The organism is Hyunsoonleella ulvae (assembly GCF_016827605.1).
GTDB classification, from domain to species: domain Bacteria; phylum Bacteroidota; class Bacteroidia; order Flavobacteriales; family Flavobacteriaceae; genus Jejuia; species Jejuia ulvae.
Genome location: NZ_JAEPJQ010000002.1, coordinates 419,042 through 436,749, shown reverse-complemented (window position 1 = coordinate 436,749; position 17,708 = coordinate 419,042). Strand labels below are relative to the sequence as shown.

At 32.3% G+C, this 17,708-nt stretch carries 17 protein-coding genes; 7 read left to right on the top strand and 10 right to left on the bottom strand.

Annotated elements, in window-relative coordinates:
* Positions 1–281 precede the first annotated feature (281 nt).
* The 10 genes from rimK to JS605_RS07520 all read right to left on the bottom strand — a co-directional run bounded on the left by rimK (position 282) and on the right by JS605_RS07520 (position 11,289).
* The gene (gene rimK / locus JS605_RS07565) at positions 282–1,658 is read right to left on the bottom strand and encodes a 30S ribosomal protein S6--L-glutamate ligase (protein ID WP_203257088.1); all 1,377 of its coding nucleotides are present in this window, start codon (positions 1,656–1,658) and stop codon (positions 282–284) included.
* Positions 1,659–1,679: 21 nt separating this feature from the next.
* Positions 1,680–2,471, bottom strand: coding sequence for an RMD1 family protein (locus JS605_RS07560; protein WP_203257087.1), 792 nt, complete (start codon positions 2,469–2,471; stop codon positions 1,680–1,682).
* Positions 2,472–2,473: 2 nt separating this feature from the next.
* Positions 2,474–2,887, bottom strand: coding sequence for a VOC family protein (locus tag JS605_RS07555; RefSeq protein WP_203257086.1), 414 nt, complete (start codon positions 2,885–2,887; stop codon positions 2,474–2,476).
* A gap of 12 nt (positions 2,888–2,899) precedes the next feature.
* The gene (locus tag JS605_RS07550) at positions 2,900–3,310 is read right to left on the bottom strand and encodes an NUDIX hydrolase (RefSeq protein ID WP_203257085.1); all 411 of its coding nucleotides are present in this window, start codon (positions 3,308–3,310) and stop codon (positions 2,900–2,902) included.
* 28 nt (positions 3,311–3,338) lie between these two features.
* Positions 3,339–3,629: a hypothetical protein gene (locus JS605_RS07545; RefSeq protein WP_203257084.1), complete on the bottom strand. Its 291-nt coding sequence runs from the start codon at positions 3,627–3,629 to the stop codon at positions 3,339–3,341.
* Between the two features lie 10 nt (positions 3,630–3,639).
* Positions 3,640–4,614: a deoxyhypusine synthase family protein gene (locus JS605_RS07540; RefSeq protein WP_203257393.1), complete on the bottom strand. Its 975-nt coding sequence runs from the start codon at positions 4,612–4,614 to the stop codon at positions 3,640–3,642.
* Complete coding sequence (gene speB / locus JS605_RS07535) at positions 4,604–5,539, bottom strand: agmatinase (protein WP_203257083.1); 936 nt, start codon at positions 5,537–5,539, stop codon at positions 4,604–4,606. The genes JS605_RS07540 and speB overlap by 11 nt, the downstream gene beginning before the upstream one ends.
* Position 5,540: 1 nt before the next feature.
* Positions 5,541–7,004, bottom strand: coding sequence for an arginine decarboxylase (locus tag JS605_RS07530; RefSeq protein ID WP_203257082.1), 1,464 nt, complete (start codon positions 7,002–7,004; stop codon positions 5,541–5,543).
* A gap of 621 nt (positions 7,005–7,625) precedes the next feature.
* On the bottom strand, positions 7,626–9,131 hold the full coding sequence (locus JS605_RS07525) for an HmuY family protein (RefSeq protein WP_203257081.1): 1,506 nt from the start codon (positions 9,129–9,131) through the stop codon (positions 7,626–7,628).
* A gap of 7 nt (positions 9,132–9,138) precedes the next feature.
* Positions 9,139–11,289 carry a TonB-dependent receptor plug domain-containing protein gene (locus JS605_RS07520; RefSeq protein ID WP_203257080.1) on the bottom strand — a complete coding sequence of 717 codons (2,151 nt, stop codon included), beginning with the start codon at positions 11,287–11,289 and terminating at the stop codon, positions 9,139–9,141.
* A gap of 105 nt (positions 11,290–11,394) precedes the next feature.
* On the opposite strand from JS605_RS07520, the gene JS605_RS07515 reads away from it, so the two are divergent.
* Genes JS605_RS07515 through JS605_RS07485 form a run of 7 tightly spaced genes read left to right on the top strand, consistent with a single transcriptional unit; the run spans position 11,395 to position 17,683 of the window.
* A complete protein-coding gene (locus JS605_RS07515) occupies positions 11,395–12,297 on the top strand; it encodes a DUF6607 family protein (RefSeq protein WP_203257079.1) in 903 nt (300 codons plus the stop codon).
* Positions 12,298–12,304: 7 nt separating this feature from the next.
* Positions 12,305–13,804, top strand: a complete 1,500-nt coding sequence (locus tag JS605_RS07510) for an ankyrin repeat domain-containing protein (RefSeq protein ID WP_203257078.1) — start codon at positions 12,305–12,307, stop codon at positions 13,802–13,804.
* The gene (locus JS605_RS07505; protein ID WP_203257392.1) at positions 13,804–14,292 is read left to right on the top strand and encodes a DUF2271 domain-containing protein; all 489 of its coding nucleotides are present in this window, start codon (positions 13,804–13,806) and stop codon (positions 14,290–14,292) included. Before JS605_RS07510 ends, JS605_RS07505 begins: the two co-directional genes overlap by 1 nt.
* Before the next feature lie 10 nt (positions 14,293–14,302).
* Positions 14,303–16,498, top strand: coding sequence for a PepSY domain-containing protein (locus tag JS605_RS07500; RefSeq protein WP_203257077.1), 2,196 nt, complete (start codon positions 14,303–14,305; stop codon positions 16,496–16,498).
* A gap of 15 nt (positions 16,499–16,513) precedes the next feature.
* Complete coding sequence (locus tag JS605_RS07495) at positions 16,514–16,861, top strand: DUF6686 family protein (RefSeq protein WP_203257076.1); 348 nt, start codon at positions 16,514–16,516, stop codon at positions 16,859–16,861.
* Between the two features lie 5 nt (positions 16,862–16,866).
* Positions 16,867–17,232 (top strand): hypothetical protein, encoded by a 366-nt coding sequence (locus JS605_RS07490; protein ID WP_203257075.1) that lies wholly within the window; start codon positions 16,867–16,869, stop codon positions 17,230–17,232.
* Positions 17,233–17,242: 10 nt separating this feature from the next.
* Positions 17,243–17,683, top strand: a complete 441-nt coding sequence (locus JS605_RS07485) for a Fur family transcriptional regulator (RefSeq protein ID WP_203257074.1) — start codon at positions 17,243–17,245, stop codon at positions 17,681–17,683.
* The last annotated feature ends 25 nt before the right edge of the window (positions 17,684–17,708 follow it).

Below are 17,708 nucleotides of genomic sequence, written 5' to 3'. Positions count from 1 at the left end.
TTAATAATATGATTTTTTTAACAGAAAAGGCTTGGCGTATTTAGTCTATTGAAATTTTGAAAATAATGTGGTTAAAGGGTCTTAACCAGTAATTTTTGTTTTCTCAACTTAAACTGAATTCGGCATAAGAAATGATATATTGGGTAAGCGTAAAATATTAATATATGTGAGTTTTTACGCCGAACTCGCGTTAACTTATAATTTTGAAAAGTGAAAGCGTCATTTTTTCAGCTTTATTACATCTGTTATAACCTTTACGATGTATTTAGGTTTTTATAAGTTTATCTTTTGAACTTTAATTTTTTCTCAATAGCTTCAATCATAATGTTAGCTATATCCAACCCTGTAGCATTTTCAATACCCTCTAAACCTGGGGAGGAATTAACTTCTAATAAAAGTGGCCCTTTGTTTGAACGAATAATATCAACACCTGCAACGGGTAAGTTCAAAATTTTTGCTGCTTTTACTGCAAGTCTTCGCTCCTCAGAAGTGATTTTAATTTTAGATGCTGATCCTCCTTGATGTATATTAGCTCTAAATTCTCCTTTTGCAGCTTGGCGTTGCATTGAAGCTACTACTTTGCCCTTAACTACAAAGCATCTTATGTCTTGACCGTTAGCTTCTTTTATAAACTCTTGTACTAGTATATTGGTTTTAACGCTCTTAAACGCATTTATTACGCTTTCCGCCGCTTTGTTGGTTTCTGCCAAAACAACTCCTTTTCCTTGTGTGCTTTCCAACAGTTTTACAATTAATGGTGCTCCGTTTACCATTTTAATTAAATCTTTGGTGTCCAAGGGAGAATTTGCAAAACCAGTAGTTGGAATGTGAATATCATTTTTAGCAAACAATTGGGTGGCTAAAAGCTTGTCCCTAGATTGTGTTATTGCTTGGGCCGAGTTTAAGCAATATACCCCCATAGCATCAAATTGTCGTATTAGTGCACAGGCATAAAACGTTACAGAAGGTTTTATTCTTGGTATTATAGCATCAAAAGCATCTATTACATTCCCGCCACGGTAGCGAATTTGGGGCTCAGTGGCATCAAATTTCATATAAGTTTGTTCTACATTTAAGAATACCATATCATGCCCTCTAGCTTTGCCAGCTTCCATCAAGCGTTTGTTGCTGAATAGCTCTGGATTACTGGCTAATAAAGCAATTTTCAAACCTGTTTTTTCAGGTATAAATGGAGCATATTTTTTTTCTATCTCCTCTTGAGTGAATTTTATTCGTAAATCAGTTGAAGAGGCATCAACCATATAACGCCCTGATAATGCTTCTCTTCCTAAGAGCATTCTAAATTCCATTGAATCTCTATTCGCTAGTGTAAGTTCAATATCAAAAGTATCTTCGCCTAAGGTTAAAGTGGTTTTTATAACAAAACGTTCCTCTGAAATGCCAAGAGAACTTTTAACTGTTCTCTTGGCCAATATTTTAGATTCACATTTAATTGAAATACTTCGGTTTTCCTTAAGTGGATTTACTTCAAATTTAACCCATTCCTCTCCTTTTTTTTGAAAAGGTTTTATATTATTGGCTTGTATGGATGATGTTTTGGCTCCAGAGTCAATGCGTGCTTTTATTGCTGGAATTCCAAAATCTTTAAAGATACACCACTCTTCACTGCCTACTACTTTGTATTGTGTTGTACTCAATTTATATTATGTTTTTTCGAATTAGTTAAACTTTAAAATGAATAGGTCTATGACCTCTATAACAATTAAAATGATGATGGTTATTTCTAATCTGCTACTTTCTCTATGGAACATGATTTCTTTGAATAGATCGAGATTTTCCTTAACTATATCTATTTGATGATGGATACTATGATGTCTATCTACTAAATCAAATTTTTTCTTTAATTGGATATTTAACTTGTCCAAAGCTCTATCATCATTTGCAACTTCATGAGATTCAAAAATGTATAGATTTTCAGAAATCTTATTTTTTACATTTAGAACCTTGCCAATGTAGCGTTTTAGTTTTTTGCCATTTATATTAAGTTTCCCCTTTTCTTCAAGAATATTTGTATGTCGTCTTGTGTCTTCTAAAATCTGTTCAGCAATATTATAGTAAAAATCTAAAGCCACAGATTGCGATAAATTGAGCATGATAAGCCTAATTTTTTCAGGGTTTTTGTCTCTTAATTTTATACTGTCAAAATCAATACTGGTTTCACTTGAGTTTAATATAATATTTATATTTTCAGCAACTGGATTTTTAAAAATTGTACCTTTTAAAGCAAAGGCTATCCTTCCTTTTGATGTATCAATTTCTGTTGAAGAAAAATTAAAAAAACAGATAATGCCATACTTAAAAGCATAGAAATACTTTTCATCCTCTATATTATAAAACAACTCATCATTATCAGAATGTATGGGTAATTGATTAAAAATTGTCTTTAGAGAATTAATATTTATGCTTTCGGATACCTTGAAAGCAACCGCATTAGTCTTGTTTGAGTTCATGGCTAAGTTTCAAAAATTTCTCTTTTGCTTTTAAAGCTTTTGAATTCTATCATATAGCCATTTGGGTCTGTTATGAAAAACGAAAGGTGTTCGCCTACTTTGTTTTCCATAAAGGTTACTTCGGTGGTTACTTCTTGGTTAGATTGTAATAATTTTTTATACAATTTACCCCACTGTTTTATACTAATAATAACTCCAAAATGAAACGATGGTAAAATGTTATCATCTAGTTTGTAGTTTTTGAATTTAAAATCAAAAGCACCAGATTGCGTAAATGTTAGTTGATGGTTAAACAAATTTATATCAACCCATTTATCTGTTTGTCTCCCTTGGGGCACTTCTAAAACATCTGAATAAAATTTTTTGGTTGCTTCTATGTCTTTACAAGGAAGTGATAAGTGAAATTGTGATTTCATAGTAATTAAAGCTTAATTTATTTTTTTATTAAACTGCCCAAAATAAAGTTCTACAACAAAGCGGTCGTCTTTGTCTAAATGGTCTAACGCATCATACCAATATACCCATGATGCTACTTTAAATTTGTGGTCTTCTAAGATTTTTATTTTACCACTTTTTAAAGGAGCAACAAAGTAATGCCTGTTTACTTCAATGTTATATTTGTTAATTCTTTTTTTAGAAATAAAGTATGTCAATTTTTTTTTGTTAAGATTTATGTTAATCTCTTCGAAAGTTTCTCGTATTAAAGCCTCTAAATCACTTTCTTTCTTTTTCTTAATGCCTCCGGCAAGTGAGTACCTCTTTTTGCGTCCTACTTTCTCAAGAACTAATAATTTATCGCCATTATAAGCCAACAGTCTAGATTTATCAATTCTTTTCAAAATCTTATCAGTTTTATTTTTTAATACTTTAATCTTGATCATTTAAGTCACTTGTATCAAAATCATCGCCATCGTCATTGTCCTTGTCGCCATCGTCATCATCTAAATCAAAATCTTCCATGGCTTGAATAAGACGTTTACCTACTTTCACTAAATACACTGTATCTTCTGTTCTTACTTCTACAGCTTCTACTATTTCATTTTGCGCATTTCTAAAAGTGATAACATCGTCATCATCGTAACCATCTGGAAATTTATTTGTTAGAAGAGTTAATATATCTTCGTTCAACTTTTGGTAATCTACAATTTTACGTATCATTTTTTTGTATTTACATGTCTAATAAATAGGCGAAAATTAGTGGTGCAACAATGGTCGAATCACTCTCAATAATAAATTTTGGAGTATCAATATCTAGTTTGCCCCAAGTAATTTTTTCATTGGGTACAGCTCCTGAATAAGAACCATAACTAGTAGTAGAATCGCTTATTTGGCAGAAATAGCTCCAAAAAGGCGTATCTGTACGTTCCATATCCTGATATAACATTGGTACTACACATATAGGAAAATCTCCTGCTATACCTCCTCCAATTTGAAAAAAACCGATACCCCTATCGGAATTATTAGTATACCAATCTGCCAAAAAAGTCATGTATTCTATTCCAGATTTCATGGTACTTGCTTTTAATTCTCCTTTTAAAACATAACTCGCAAAAATATTTCCCATAGTACTATCTTCCCATCCAGGGCAAACTATTGGTAAGTTCTTTTCAGCTGCGGCATACATCCATGAGTCTTTTAAATCTATTTCATAATATTCTTCAAGAACACCAGATAAAAGCATTTTGTACATATACTCATGAGGTAAGTACCTTTCTCCTTTTTTATCGGCATCTTTCCAAATGGCATGTATGTGCTTTTGTAATCTTCTAAAGGCTTCTTCTTCTGGGATACAGGTGTCTGTTACACGGTTTAAACCCTGCTCTAACAAATCCCATTCTTCTTGAGGGGTTAAATCTCGGTAATCTGGAATACGCTTGTAATGGGAATGTGCTACTAAATTCATGATATCTTCTTCTAGATTGGCCCCTGTGCATGATATGATATGTACTTTATCCTGCCGTATCATTTCTGCAAATATTTTACCCAACTCTGCGGTGCTCATAGCTCCTGCGAGAGAAATAAGCATTTTAGAGCCACTCGTGAGTTGGGCTTCATAACTTTTTGCAGCATCAACTACAGTGGCTGCATTAAAATGCAAAAAATATTTTTCTATAAACTCAGTAATAGCCCCTTTAGTACTCATCTTCTTCATGAAATTTTACGGATTTATTTAATCTGTTTGAGACTTCATAAGTGTCTTCATAATCATTGTTTTCCTCTATTTGAAATTTATAACTCAACATTTTGTAATATAATTTCGCCGCTAAAAAATCCGATGATTTGTCATTCTCATTTGGGCATAACTCTACGATATCAAAGCCTACAACATTTTTTTCTTCAAATACTTGCTTTAGAAAATCTAAAGTTTCATACCATAGCAACCCACCTGGTTCTGGTGTACCTGTGCTTGGTAATATTGATGGATCAAAAGCATCTAAATCGAAGGTTATAAACACATTGTTAGTCATTTGATCTATGACAGATTCTATCCAAGAATCGTTTACGACCATATCATGGGCAAAATAAGTTTTGTCCAGATCCATAACGGATTTTTCTTTGGCATCCATAGAACGGATTCCCACTTGAATTAAATTGGTTTGTAAACTGGCCTCATAAACAGCACAGGCATGATTGCAAGTGCTTCCTTCATATGATTGTCTTAAATCTGCATGTGCATCAATATGCAACACTGTTAGATTATTAAATGCTTCATTAAATGCTCTAATGGTTCCTATAGATATGGAGTGTTCTCCACCGAAAATGGTTACAAATTTATTTTTCTTTATATAGCTTTTAACAGCCTTATGAACCGCTTCCACCATAGTTTCAGGAGAATCGTTCTCGGTTACTGCTTCGGCTAGATGGATGCCTTCTTTATAAACCTCGATATCAGTTTCAATGTCATAAAGTTCCATGTTTTCTGAAGCTTCTAAAAAAGCTTCAGGGCCTTTGTCTGCTCCTTTTTGCCAAGTACTTGTACCATCATAGGGAACTGGAATTAAAACAATCTTAGCTTGCTCTAATTTTGTATATTTATCAGGAATACCTGCGTAAGTTTTTGTTTTCATTTTATTTGTCTTCAAAATGTAAATCGTGTATTGTTTCTAATATTTCATTATTTTCTTTTACCAACTGCTCTTTTTTGTAGCCTAAGATTTCTAATAGGTCTTCACTTTTTTGTTGTTCTTTAAACAGTGTGGTTATAATATTTCCTTTCTCATTTTTATCTATTAGTATGTGCTTTGGGTTTGGTATTAGGCAATGTTGTAAGCCACCAAAACCTCCTATGGTTTCTTGATACGCCCCAGTGTTAAAAAAGCCAACATACAAGGGTTTATCTCTGTCATACTTTGGTAAATAAATCGCATTAATATGTTGTTCGCTATTATAGTAATCGTCACTATCACAGGTTAATCCACCAAGTAGCACACGCTCATAAGAGCTGTCCCATCTGTTTATAGGTAGCATTACAAAACGTTTGTTTATAGCCCAGGTATCTGGAAGTGTAGTAATGAAAGAGGAGTTTATCATGTTCCATTTTTCCCTATCGTTTTGTTGTTTTTGATACAACACTTCGTAAATAGCACCACCACTTTCGCCAACAGTAAAGCTTCCAAATTCTGTGAAGATATTAGGTACAGGAACGGCCTCTTCATCACATGATAGTTTAATTTGGTTGATGATTTCATCTACCATATATTCATAATCAAAATCGAAAGCCAGTGAGTTTTTTATTGGGAATCCACCTCCAATGTTTAGGCTATCCAAAGTAGGACAAATCTTTTTTAAACTGATATATACCTTTAAGCATTTTAAAAGCTCATTCCAATAATATGCATTATCTCTAATACCAGTATTGATAAAGAAATGAAGCATTTTAAGTTGAATTTTTGGGTTGTCCTTTATCTGCTTGTTGTAAAACGGCACAATGTTCTTATAGCCAATACCTAAACGTGATGTATAAAACTCAAATTTAGGTTCTTCTTCAGAAGCTATTCTAATACCAACGTTAAAATTATCTGTTATCTCATTGGATAAAAGGTTTATTTCCTCATAATTATCTATAACAGGAATGCAGTTTTGGTGACCATTATTGACTAATCTAGCAATATTGGTAATGTATTGCTCTCTTTTAAAACCATTACAGATAATATAGGCGTTATTACTTATCTTCCCTATGCTCTTTAGGTTTTCAACAATGTCAATATCAAAAGCTGATGATGTTTCTATATGAATATCATTTTTTAGTGCTTCGTCTAAAACATGCTTAAAATGAGAACTTTTAGTACAGTAGCAATAATTGTAATTGCCTTGGTAATTATGCTTTTTAAAAGCTGTTTCAAACCATTTTTTTGCTCTATTTATGTTATTTGATATTTGTGGTAAATAAGTAAATTTTAATGGTGCTCCATAAACTTCAACTAGTTTGTTTAAGTTGATATCGTGGAAAAATAATTTGTTGTTTTCCAATTCAAATTCTGGCTGTGGAAAATCAAAAGTTTGATTGATTAAATCAATGTATTTAGTATTCATAATAAATGAAATCTTATTTTAAAAACAATAGAGTGTAAGTGACTTATGTATATGATAAGCCCGTAGAAAAATTTTTAAAAAAAGAAATATATCAAATACGAATTTGATTTATAGTCGTAGGGATAAAACCAAGCAAAGTTTGGTTCAAATATATGAGAATAACGGAAGTTAGCTTTAAATTTCGGGTGCTTATCCTATAAGCCGCTTTTGATTTTGACTTCCTAATTTTCAAAAGCCCGAACGTAAAAACAGGTATCACTTTGTTCAGCTAAAAAGTTCCTATGCTAAAAACTTTCAGGTGCAAATGAAATAAAAAAAAATCATAATTTTAGAATTATTTTAAAAAATAATTACAATTAGTGATATTATATGTGAACAAAAAACCCAAGACATCACATCTTGGGTTTTTCCTCCATTCATCTTGTAGCGAGAACGAGATTTGAACTCGTAATGTTTAAATACAATAGCTGCTATGGTATTCAAAATGTTTAATTTTAGAGTTACATATTGGATAATACTAAAGTATGCTAGTTTAATTTACTGAAAAGCCTAACAATTATGCTAGGCTTTTCCAAATAATTGATATGAATCATTTTTTAGACAGACTAATTCAACATCAAATTATTGTAGTAATTCATATTCAAATTTTGGGTTTCCTCTTTCTCCGTTTTCATTAACTACAGCATTAAAACGTAATTTGTAATAGTTTCCAGCAGTATCCTTTATCACAAAATACCTATCATCCTTTACAACAGCTACTGGACCGGCAAATGGATCTCTCCAACCACTACCGATAATATTTCTTTCATTAAAATTAAGAGAGGCGTTATCAACATCAGAAATTGAAAAATCTTCAAATGTAGGTACGCCTTCAATAGCCACACCCTCGCTATCTTTGGTAGATACTTTATATAATCCTGTACCACCTAATGTGTTGTGAATTACATAATCGCTATAGGTAGGTCCGTTTTCAGCACCAAACACGCCTGCGAAATTAATATCCCATTTATCTTTTTTGGGCTCTGGAGTTACCAGCTTTTCGTCCTTTAAACTGAATGCAACAGTATTATAGTCTGCATTTTTTGCAATAGTAGTTTCTTTTATGGTAGTAGATTCTAATTCAGCATATTGCAATTTATAATCTTCGCCATCCATGGTAATTCTAACTTTATACCACCCTCTATCATCTCCAGAGTGGTTAGTACTTCCAGATCCTGCTGTTGTAGGTATTTCAGAACCCATATAAACTAAATATACTTTATTATCGTCTGGAGTGGTAGAAATTTCAGAAATAGCAGTTGCGCTTCCATCTATATGGTCTGCATATGGGCCGTACATTGAGTAAGATTGTTTTACGCCTTCTTTATATTCTTCTACTGAATTTATAATTTTTGTTTCCGTCTGTTGCGTAAATAAATTGTATACATCAATTTCTAAAGCAGGAGAAAATGCTGTAGCACTTGTTACTGCACTTAAATCCGTAAAATCTGAAAGTTCGGCAGCTGTAACACGTAATGCAGAATTTAAAAACACCTTGTTTGCTGCTCCTGAGTGAAATGCTAATTCCCAAGCGTCCCTTCTTACTGGGTTAGTAGTTTGAGCGCTTAAATCTATAAATACTTGATTGGTATAATTTACACCTCCAACCTCTGGAGCAATAACACCACCTAATGCGGCAGTTTCCGTAAAGCTTAATAGAAAATCAACATTACCACTTACAGTAGCATTAGATAAACTTACTTGACTTATTGAGAATGTGATAGCCTTAGTATCTCCTTCAATAGGTGTCTTTAATTTATTTACCTTAAAACTAACACTTTCAGCACCAGCTGTAAAAGGTAAAGCAATAGTGCCACCATCACCAACAGGTACAGTTGTAAAGTCTCCATCAAGACCATATTCGGCATTATCTAAAGTATAATTAATAGTTACAATACCATTTGAAGTTGCAGCAGGTGCAAACACAATTACAACATCTTTATCTGCATCAGTTGCAAGAAAACTAGCAGAGGGGTTCTCAAAAGCTACTGCAAAGTCTTGAAGTACAGCTTCGTCGTCATCATTACTACATGCACTCACTAAAAATAGAATTACAAGTGCTTTGATAAATATTAGATTTGTTTTCATTTGTTGTTTAATTAGATTTAATATTATATAATAGTTTTAAAAAATAAGATCGTCCGTACCCCAAAAGAATGTTATTAGCTGGTCCAGAATGTGCACCACCTTCAATTGCGGTTGTATTTACTTGAGTGATATTAAAAAGGTTTCTTGCCCCCAATGTTAGCTGTAAAGCTTTGTTTGCAAAGTTTTTACGAAAAGAGGCATCTAGCATACTAAACCCTGCTTGCTCTCCTCTAACCAAAATAGTTTGATTATTAGCGTCTTGTTGTTGTACAAATTGTTGAACCGGCCCATTGAATTTAAAAAATGCCGATGCCACTAACCCAATTTTATCAAAGCGATACGATGCATTGGCGTTGGCCTGTAGCGCAAATAGATAATCATCGTTAGCCAAAGTTCTACTGTCTAAAACTTTTGATTGTCCTGAGTAACCCAAACCAAATGAAGCTCTTAAGCTGTTATAAATAAGTGTATTTCTAAAAAAAGCACCAATGGTTTTAAAAGCATCAATGTTAATGTATTGAAACTGTAATGGGTTATTATTAATTATGCTTAATTCTATTCTGTCTTCAACATTTAAATAGTTAAAAGACAATTTACTTTGTAGGCGAATTGGGGTTTCAGCCTTACCAAAAGAAAATTTCTTTTTTATGTGTGCAAAAATTGAAGCACCTTGTTCTGGTAATAAATCTGCATTACCTCTTACATCGTGGTTAGCATCTACAAAATAGGTGTAAAGCTCTGCATAATTTGGTAGTCTAGGAGAGGAGCCTACTAGTACTCGTAACTCTAAATCGTTTTTTAAATTATACTTTGAAATTAGAGATACGGCTGTCCTTGGTTTAAATAGGGTAGACGCAATTAATCTTGCTCCAGGACGTATAGAAATTTTTGGTGTTATGTTAATTTCTGATGATGCAAAAACATCATAATTGCCAAGTTCTCGTCTTATATTTTCTCCATCAAAACTACCAGCTTCTTCAGATGCAAAACCGTTGGTATTATTAATTTCGTATCCTAGCTGTGTTTTAAAATTCTTAATGTTAAAAAAATTACTAAAGTTACCTCTAGAATACCACACGTTTCTAGATTGAAATTCAAAAGCATTTACATCAAATTTCTCTCTAGTTCTTATACGGTATTTAAACATTTCTACATCACGCTTTTGGCTTTGATATGAAAAGGAAACATCATAATTAATTTGCTGTTTTAGTTTGCCACTAAAATTTAAGTGATGAAAAAAACGTATGGAGTTAAAAATAGCATCAGTTCCAACAGGGTTTGTTGTATTTGTGGATGCGTTGAAATTTTCTGCAACTTGTGATGAAAACCGATCAATTTGCTCATCAAAGTACTCGAACTTATAAAAGGATTGAAAATTATCTCCTGAAAAATTAATTAATGCTTTTCCTGTATTTTGAATTTTTGGTAGCCATAAAAATCCACGTAAACCATCATTAAATTCATAATAAGGGCCTTGTCTATCATCTAAAAAGCCATTAAAATCGTTTCTATTATAGTTAGCACTTACATTGATTTTATCTGTGAGTTGATGCCCAATTCTTAACGACTGTATATGCCTACCCTCATTAAACAAAGCATATTCGTTACTAACTGTTTCTTCCTGTGTAAACGTAGAAACATCCCATTTATATTTTGAATTTTTCTTAGTAATTATATTAATAACTCCAGAAACAGCATTGGCTCCATATTGCACACCCATAGAACCCTCAACTATTTCAATTTGCTTGATGTCGTCTAAATTTATTTGGGTTAAATCTGTGTTATTGCCTAAACCCTCGTCGTTTACTAAAGGGATATTATCTACAAGTATTTTAAAATATTGACCATCCAATCCAAACATTTGCACAGTTGATTTTCCAGTACTAGTATTTGGAATGATATTTAAATTAAGAGATTGATTTAATACATCTGCAAGATTGTTACCAGCCAGCATATCAATTTGTTTGCGGTTTATCACATTCACTTCAAATACAGACTTCCTGATGGATTGTAGGTTGTATTGCCCCGTTAAGACAACTTCTTCTAATGCTTCAACTTTAATAGAATCTCCATCTTTTCTAGAAGCTTCCTGAGAAAAAGAATAGCCTCCTAAAAAAAATGAAAAATAAATAGTTAAATATTTTTTATTTAGAATCATTCTTAATTAAATTTGCTGCAAATATATAAGTTATTTTTAATTAGTCTAAATAAGAATAAATAGATTTTTTAAAAATTAATATTCACATAACTCAAACATTTAAAAATGAAACGATTAACTATTTTACCGCTACTGATTTTAACATTTACCCTAAGTGCAAATGCCCAAAGCAAGAAGAAAGAAGACCTTGAAGCCATTAAGAGTATGTGTGGCTGTTTTGAAGTAACATTCAATTTTGCTGAAACATTTAATTACAGTGAAGATTCTTTGTACAAACCTTCTAAGACCAAAACTGATAAGGCCTTGGAGTGGGCGCAATTGATTATAGATGATAAAAATAAAGTGTCTATACAGCATTTATTGCAAGTTGGAGATCCATCTAAACCATATATCGTAAAGCATTGGAGGCAGGATTGGGTGTACCAAAACACCGATTTTTACATGTATAATGGCGATAATAACTGGAATTATGTTACGAAACCAAAAGCTGATGTAAAAGGGCAGTGGACACAAAAAGTATATCAAGTGGATGATAGCCCACGTTACGAAGGTTCTGGGACTTGGGTGCACGTTGATGGTAAAAGCTACTGGGAAAATACTACCGACGCACCTTTACCAAGACGCGAATATACCACAAGAAGTGATTATAATGTTACAGAAAGAGGTAATAGACATGAGGTTACCGATTATGGTTGGGTACACGACCAAGACAATAAAAAAATTGTTAGAACATCTGGAGCTGATGATGTAATAATTGCTAAAGAAAAAGGCTATAACACCTATAAAAAAGTAGCCAATAATAAATGCCAAGGCGCAATTGATTGGTGGCAAAAACACAAAGCAAAATGGGCTTTGGTTAGAGCAAAGTGGGATACCGTTTATAGCATGAATAAAGATTTAGCACTAGAAACTAAGGTAGAAAACAAACCCTTATACAAGCACTTATTTTCTGATGATATTGATGAAGAAACCGCTATTAGTGAGGTTATAGAATCTTTTGTAAAGTAAGTAATATATGGTTTCAAGTTATAAATTATTAAATATCATTATTGTTCTAATTTCAATCCAAGTTAGTGCTCAAACTAATGTTTTTTTAGATAGAACTTATTGGAAAAACAAACCTTCATTAGCGCAAGTACAGGAAGCTATTAAAGATGGGAACGATCCTACTGAACTCAACGAACATGCATTTGATGCCATATCTTGGGGACTTATTGAAAAGGTAGATAACAACATTATTAAATACCTTTTAACTATAGATGGTAATGGTGTGAATAAGAAAACCCACGATGGTAGAACCTATGTGTTTTGGGCTGCATATAAAGATAACATAGAAATGATGCAGTACCTTGTTGATAAAGGTGCAAAAATGGATATTATTGATAGTCATGGCTATTCGGTATTAAACTTTGCAGCAGTTACAGGACAACGCAATACTCAATTATATGATTTTTGTATAACGCATGGCGCTAATGTACTTTCAGAAAAAAACAATGATGGCGCCAATGCACTTTTACTAGTTGCTCCAGCTTTAAAAGATGATGTTTTGATAGATTATTTTGTCTCAAAAGGTATTAATTTACATAGTGAAGACAACAACGGTAATGGCATATTTAACTATGCTGCTAAAAAAGGAAATATAGATTTACTAAATCTACTTATAAAAAGGGGAGTTGCGTACAAGTCGCTAAACACAGTAGGAGGTAACGCCTTTATGTTTGCAGCAAAAGGCACGAGGCATCATAAAAACACATTAGAAACTTATAAATACCTAGAAAACTTGGGACTACAACCAAATATAATTACAGATGAGGGTTTTACGCCTTTACACGAGTTAGCCTATAAAAATAAGGACCTTGATATTTTCAAGTATTTTATTGAAAAAGGAGTTGATGTGAATCAAAAAGATGTGAATGGCAATACAGCTTTTATCAATGCATCTTACAGCAATATTTTAGAGTCTGTTTTATTTCTTTCAGAACACGTTAAAAATATAAATATCCAAAATAAAAAAGGGATAACACCTTTAATGCGTGCAGTAGAAAGTAATTCTGAAGATGTTGTTGCTTTTTTAATAGAACAAGGCGCAGATATAACAATAACCGATGCTAAGGGTAACTCTTTAGTATACTACCTTATATCTTCATATAGTGAAAAATCTAAAGACAATTTTAGGAAAAAGCTGGAATTGTTAAAAGCTAAAGGGTTAGATTTTTCAACACAACAGGCAAACCAAGATAACCTTTGGCATTTAGCAGTAAAGCAAAATAGCCTTAATCTTTTAAAACTACTTGAAGGGTTAAATGTGCCCATCAATCAAAAGAATAAATATGGTTATACGCCACTTCATATTTCAGCAATGAAATCAAAGGATAATGCCGTCTTACAATTTCTTTTAAGTAAAGGTGCAGATAAAAGGATACAAACCGATTTTGAGGAAACACCTTTGGATTTGGCTAAGGAAAATGAAGTATTACAAAACAACAAATTCAGTTTAACTCTTTTAGAATTATGATGATACGTTTATTAAAATACATACCTCTTATAACCATTTTACTGTTTACGCTTTTAGCGTTTACTAATGCTACGGAAACAACCAAAGTGAAGTGCATGATACAGTTAACAAATTATTCTGGCGAGGGAGCTTATGTTGTGGTTTCACTATTAAATCCAGAAGGAGCTTACGAGAAAACCTTATACGTTCAAGGAACAGATAAAGAGTGGTATAGTGATATAACTGAGTGGTGGAAATTTTATGGAAAACGTAGGCCAGATATTGATGCCATTTCTGGCGAAACCGTTGCAGGAGGAGAGCGTACCATAAGTGTTTTAGATATTGATACCGATATATTAGATAAAGGCTACAATATTCGTTTTGAAACCGCTGTTGAAGATCAGGAGTACTATACAGATGATGTTCAATTTGAGTTAACTTCAGAGAGCTTAACAAGTAAGGTTGAAGGTAAAGGGTTTATAAGATATATACGTTTAATACCTCAATAAACAGAAGTTTATGACATTATCTATATGGAGATATAGTCATTTTTTACTGGCAGCATCAACTGCCCTGTTTTTGGTTGTGGCTTCTATTTCTGGTGGAATTTTAGCTTTAAAATCAATGTCTGATGTGGTGCAACCACAAGTAACTTCAAATTTAGCGCACATTACTTTAGGGCAAACTGTTCAGGCTTTAAAAAATGAGTATAAAGACGTATTTGAGTTTGAAATTACAAATGCTAATGCTGTAAAAGCTTCTGTAATTACTAAAGCAGGTAAAAGTGAAACAATTTATATCAACCCAATTTCTGGCAAAAAACTAGCAGACATTGAAAAATCATCTGCTTTTTTTAACTGGATGACTAACTTTCATAGGTCGTTGTTTTTAAAAAGTATCGGTCGATTTTTTGTGGGGTTAGTATCATTGCTTTTATGCTTAATCGCCATTACTGGAGTAGTGCTTGTCTTAAAAAGGCAGGGCGGAATACTAAAGTTTTTTTCTAAAGTAAAGGAAACCGATATTAACAAGCGTTATCATGTAGTTTTTGGACGTTGGTTTTTAGTGCCCATATGTATCATTGCGCTAACAGGAGTGTACCTTTCTGCTGAAAAATTTTCGTTACTACCCAAAACTACTATCTCACACAATTACGATTTTGAACCTTCTAATAACTCAAAGTATAATGATGTTTTAGAAATTCCACTACTTAAAAACACGACATTAGATCAACTTAGAAAATTAACTTTTCCTTTTTCTGAAGATGCAGAAGATTATTTTGAAATAGCCTTAAGTAATAAGGAAGTACTACTGCATCAATATACTGGAGAAATTGTTAGTGAAGTGCGGTATCCCTTCGTACAAATGGCCTCTATACTAAGTTTAAAATTGCATACGGGAGCGGGGAGTTTTTTATGGTCTACAGTACTATTGATGGCTAGTTTGAGCATCCTCTTCTTTATATATTCTGGTTTGTCCATGAGTTTAAAACGTATCAAAAAATCAAGAATAACACTAGGAACTTTTGATAAAGATGAATCAGAAATTATTCTTTTAGTAGGTTCAGAAACTGGAAATACATTTGTATTTGCAAAAGACTTTTGTAAAGCTTTAGTTAAAGCAGGAAAAAAAGTATTTCTCTCTTCATTAAATGAGTACTCAACTTATAAAAACGCTAAGCAATTAGTAGTGTTTACTTCTACATACGGTAAAGGCGATGCACCAAATAATGCTAGAAATTTTGAAACCATTATCAATACGGTAAAACCCTTAAATGCTATTCAATTTTCGGTAGTAGGTTTTGGTTCAAAGCTGTATCCAGACTATTGCAATTTTGCCATTAAAACAGATGCATTGCTTCATAAACTAAGTCAATTTAAGCCTTTGTTACCATTGGTAAAAATCAACGAGCAATCGCAAACAGAATTTGATAGTTGGGTGTCACAGTGGAGCAATCTCACTAAGGTAGATTTAAGATTAAAACCTTCAAAGGAAAAGCGGAAATTTCAAAAGTTTCAGGTTATAGAGCGTACCTCTATAAATTTAGATAACACTTTCATTTTAACGTTAAAACCTAAGCAAAAACTCAACATCCAATCAGGCGATTTGCTTTCTATTATTCCTGAAAATGATACGAAAGCGCGTTTGTATTCCATTGGAGAAATTAATAAGAATCTCACGTTAAGTATAAAAAAACATGACAAAGGTGTTTGTTCTTCAACATTAAGTCAGCTAAAACAAAATGATATGATTACAGCCACAATAAAACAAAACCCAAGTTTTCATTTTCCGAATGATGCCAAAGAAGTTATTATGATAGCCAACGGTACTGGTATTGGACCATTTTTAGGAATGATTAATGCTGAAAAGCCAAATAAAACAAAGACTTATTTGTTTTGGGGAGGCAGAACCAAAACATCTTTTAAGTTATATAGCAATTTAATTGATTCTGCATTTTACAAGCAAAATCTTTCGGGGCTTTTTGTGAGTTTTTCAAAAGAAGAAAGTCAAAGAAGATATGTTCAAAATTCTTTAGTAGAAAAAGCGGATTTGGTATGTCGTGTCCTTAAAAATGGTGGTACACTTATGATTTGTGGCTCTTTAGAAATGAAAAATGATGTACTTGCAACCTTAAACAATCTCACGGAAACACGTTTTAACTTGCCTATATCTTCTTTTGAAAAGCATAACCAAATATTAACCGATTGCTACTAAAAAACCAAAACTACTATGTGTCATAAAGTAATAGCTAAAAATTGTAACGGACAACTTGCTTATTGTGAAAGTTGCCAATTATATAATTTACTGTTCAATAATATAAGTATAGAATTTACTAAAAAAGAACTTAAGGTATTTCAAAGTTTTGTTAGTGAACTTGAGGTGGAATATTGGCAAGCTGTGTACGATAGAACACCCGTAAAACGGAAAATACCTATTCAAACATTACAAAAAAATCTAACCCTGGTATTTAATAGGCAAGAATTTTCGGCATTAAAGGATTTAGTATTACAGGAAACAAAAAAGCCATTTACTGCATTATCAGTACCAGATGTAGATTATGTTTTCTTTTTAAACTAAAGTTTATGGATGATATCAATATGCTTTATAAGAATGATTATGGAATTGCTTTTAAATGGAAGCGCTGTCCACTAGAGCACTTTAAAAAAATAAATTTTGTTTTTGGTAAAACCGTGTTTCATCTTACTGAAGCAGAAATATTGATGTTTAGTGATTTTATTAATAAATCACTAAATAGGTTAATTAAAAATACTAGTAAAAGTGATGTAGATGAATTAACATTCCTTGAAACTCCTATACCTCAAATAAGTCTTGTTATGGATTATGAAAACTTAGTTTTACTTCAAAACTTGATTGAAGGTTCTCTATTGGAATTGGGAATTGATATGATGTTAAATAATCAAAATTTTGTAGGTAAACCTAATTCTTAAAAATAAAAATATGGACTCAAACAAAAACTTTGCAATCGTAAAAAAGGTATTTGAAGACTTTTTAATAAAAAAGAAATTGAGAAGAACACAAGAACGTTTTGCAATTTTAGAGGAAGTTTATAGTCGTGAAGGTCATTTTGGCGTTGATGAACTATATGATAAAATGATAGCTAGAAATTATAGAGTTAGTAGGGCAACGTTATATAACACTATAGAGCTTTTATTGGAAATAAAACTCGTAAGAAAACATCAGTTTGGGGATAATATGGCTAAATATGAAAAGTCTTATTTTAACAGGCAACATGATCATATTATTTTGACAGATACAGGAGAGGTTTTAGAGTTTTGTGATCCGCGTTTGCAAGAAATAAAAAAAACTATTGAAGAAGTTTTCGATATTGAAATTGATAAACATTCCATGTATTTTTATGGTGTTAGAAAAAACACTTAGACTTTTAATATTCTAGTTTTGTTAT

Bases quoted from the DNA above. Each gene is read 5' to 3' on its own strand.
- JS605_RS07560 (WP_203257087.1), bottom strand. From the start codon at position 2,471: ATGAACTCAAACAAGACTAATGCGGTTGCTTTCAAGGTATCCGAAAGC.
- JS605_RS07520 (WP_203257080.1), bottom strand. From the start codon at position 11,289: ATGATTCTAAATAAAAAATATTTAACTATTTATTTTTCATTTTTTTTA.
- JS605_RS07545 (WP_203257084.1), bottom strand. From the start codon at position 3,629: ATGATACGTAAAATTGTAGATTACCAAAAGTTGAACGAAGATATATTA.
- JS605_RS07495 (WP_203257076.1), top strand. From the start codon at position 16,514: ATGTGTCATAAAGTAATAGCTAAAAATTGTAACGGACAACTTGCTTAT.
- JS605_RS07500 (WP_203257077.1), top strand. From the start codon at position 14,303: ATGACATTATCTATATGGAGATATAGTCATTTTTTACTGGCAGCATCA.
- JS605_RS07505 (WP_203257392.1), top strand. From the start codon at position 13,804: ATGATACGTTTATTAAAATACATACCTCTTATAACCATTTTACTGTTT.
- JS605_RS07490 (WP_203257075.1), top strand. From the start codon at position 16,867: ATGGATGATATCAATATGCTTTATAAGAATGATTATGGAATTGCTTTT.
- JS605_RS07540 (WP_203257393.1), bottom strand. From the start codon at position 4,614: ATGAGTACTAAAGGGGCTATTACTGAGTTTATAGAAAAATATTTTTTG.
- speB (WP_203257083.1), bottom strand. From the start codon at position 5,539: ATGAAAACAAAAACTTACGCAGGTATTCCTGATAAATATACAAAATTA.
- JS605_RS07515 (WP_203257079.1), top strand. From the start codon at position 11,395: ATGAAACGATTAACTATTTTACCGCTACTGATTTTAACATTTACCCTA.
- JS605_RS07530 (WP_203257082.1), bottom strand. From the start codon at position 7,004: ATGAATACTAAATACATTGATTTAATCAATCAAACTTTTGATTTTCCA.
- JS605_RS07510 (WP_203257078.1), top strand. From the start codon at position 12,305: ATGGTTTCAAGTTATAAATTATTAAATATCATTATTGTTCTAATTTCA.
- JS605_RS07485 (WP_203257074.1), top strand. From the start codon at position 17,243: ATGGACTCAAACAAAAACTTTGCAATCGTAAAAAAGGTATTTGAAGAC.
- JS605_RS07525 (WP_203257081.1), bottom strand. From the start codon at position 9,131: ATGAAAACAAATCTAATATTTATCAAAGCACTTGTAATTCTATTTTTA.
- JS605_RS07555 (WP_203257086.1), bottom strand. From the start codon at position 2,887: ATGAAATCACAATTTCACTTATCACTTCCTTGTAAAGACATAGAAGCA.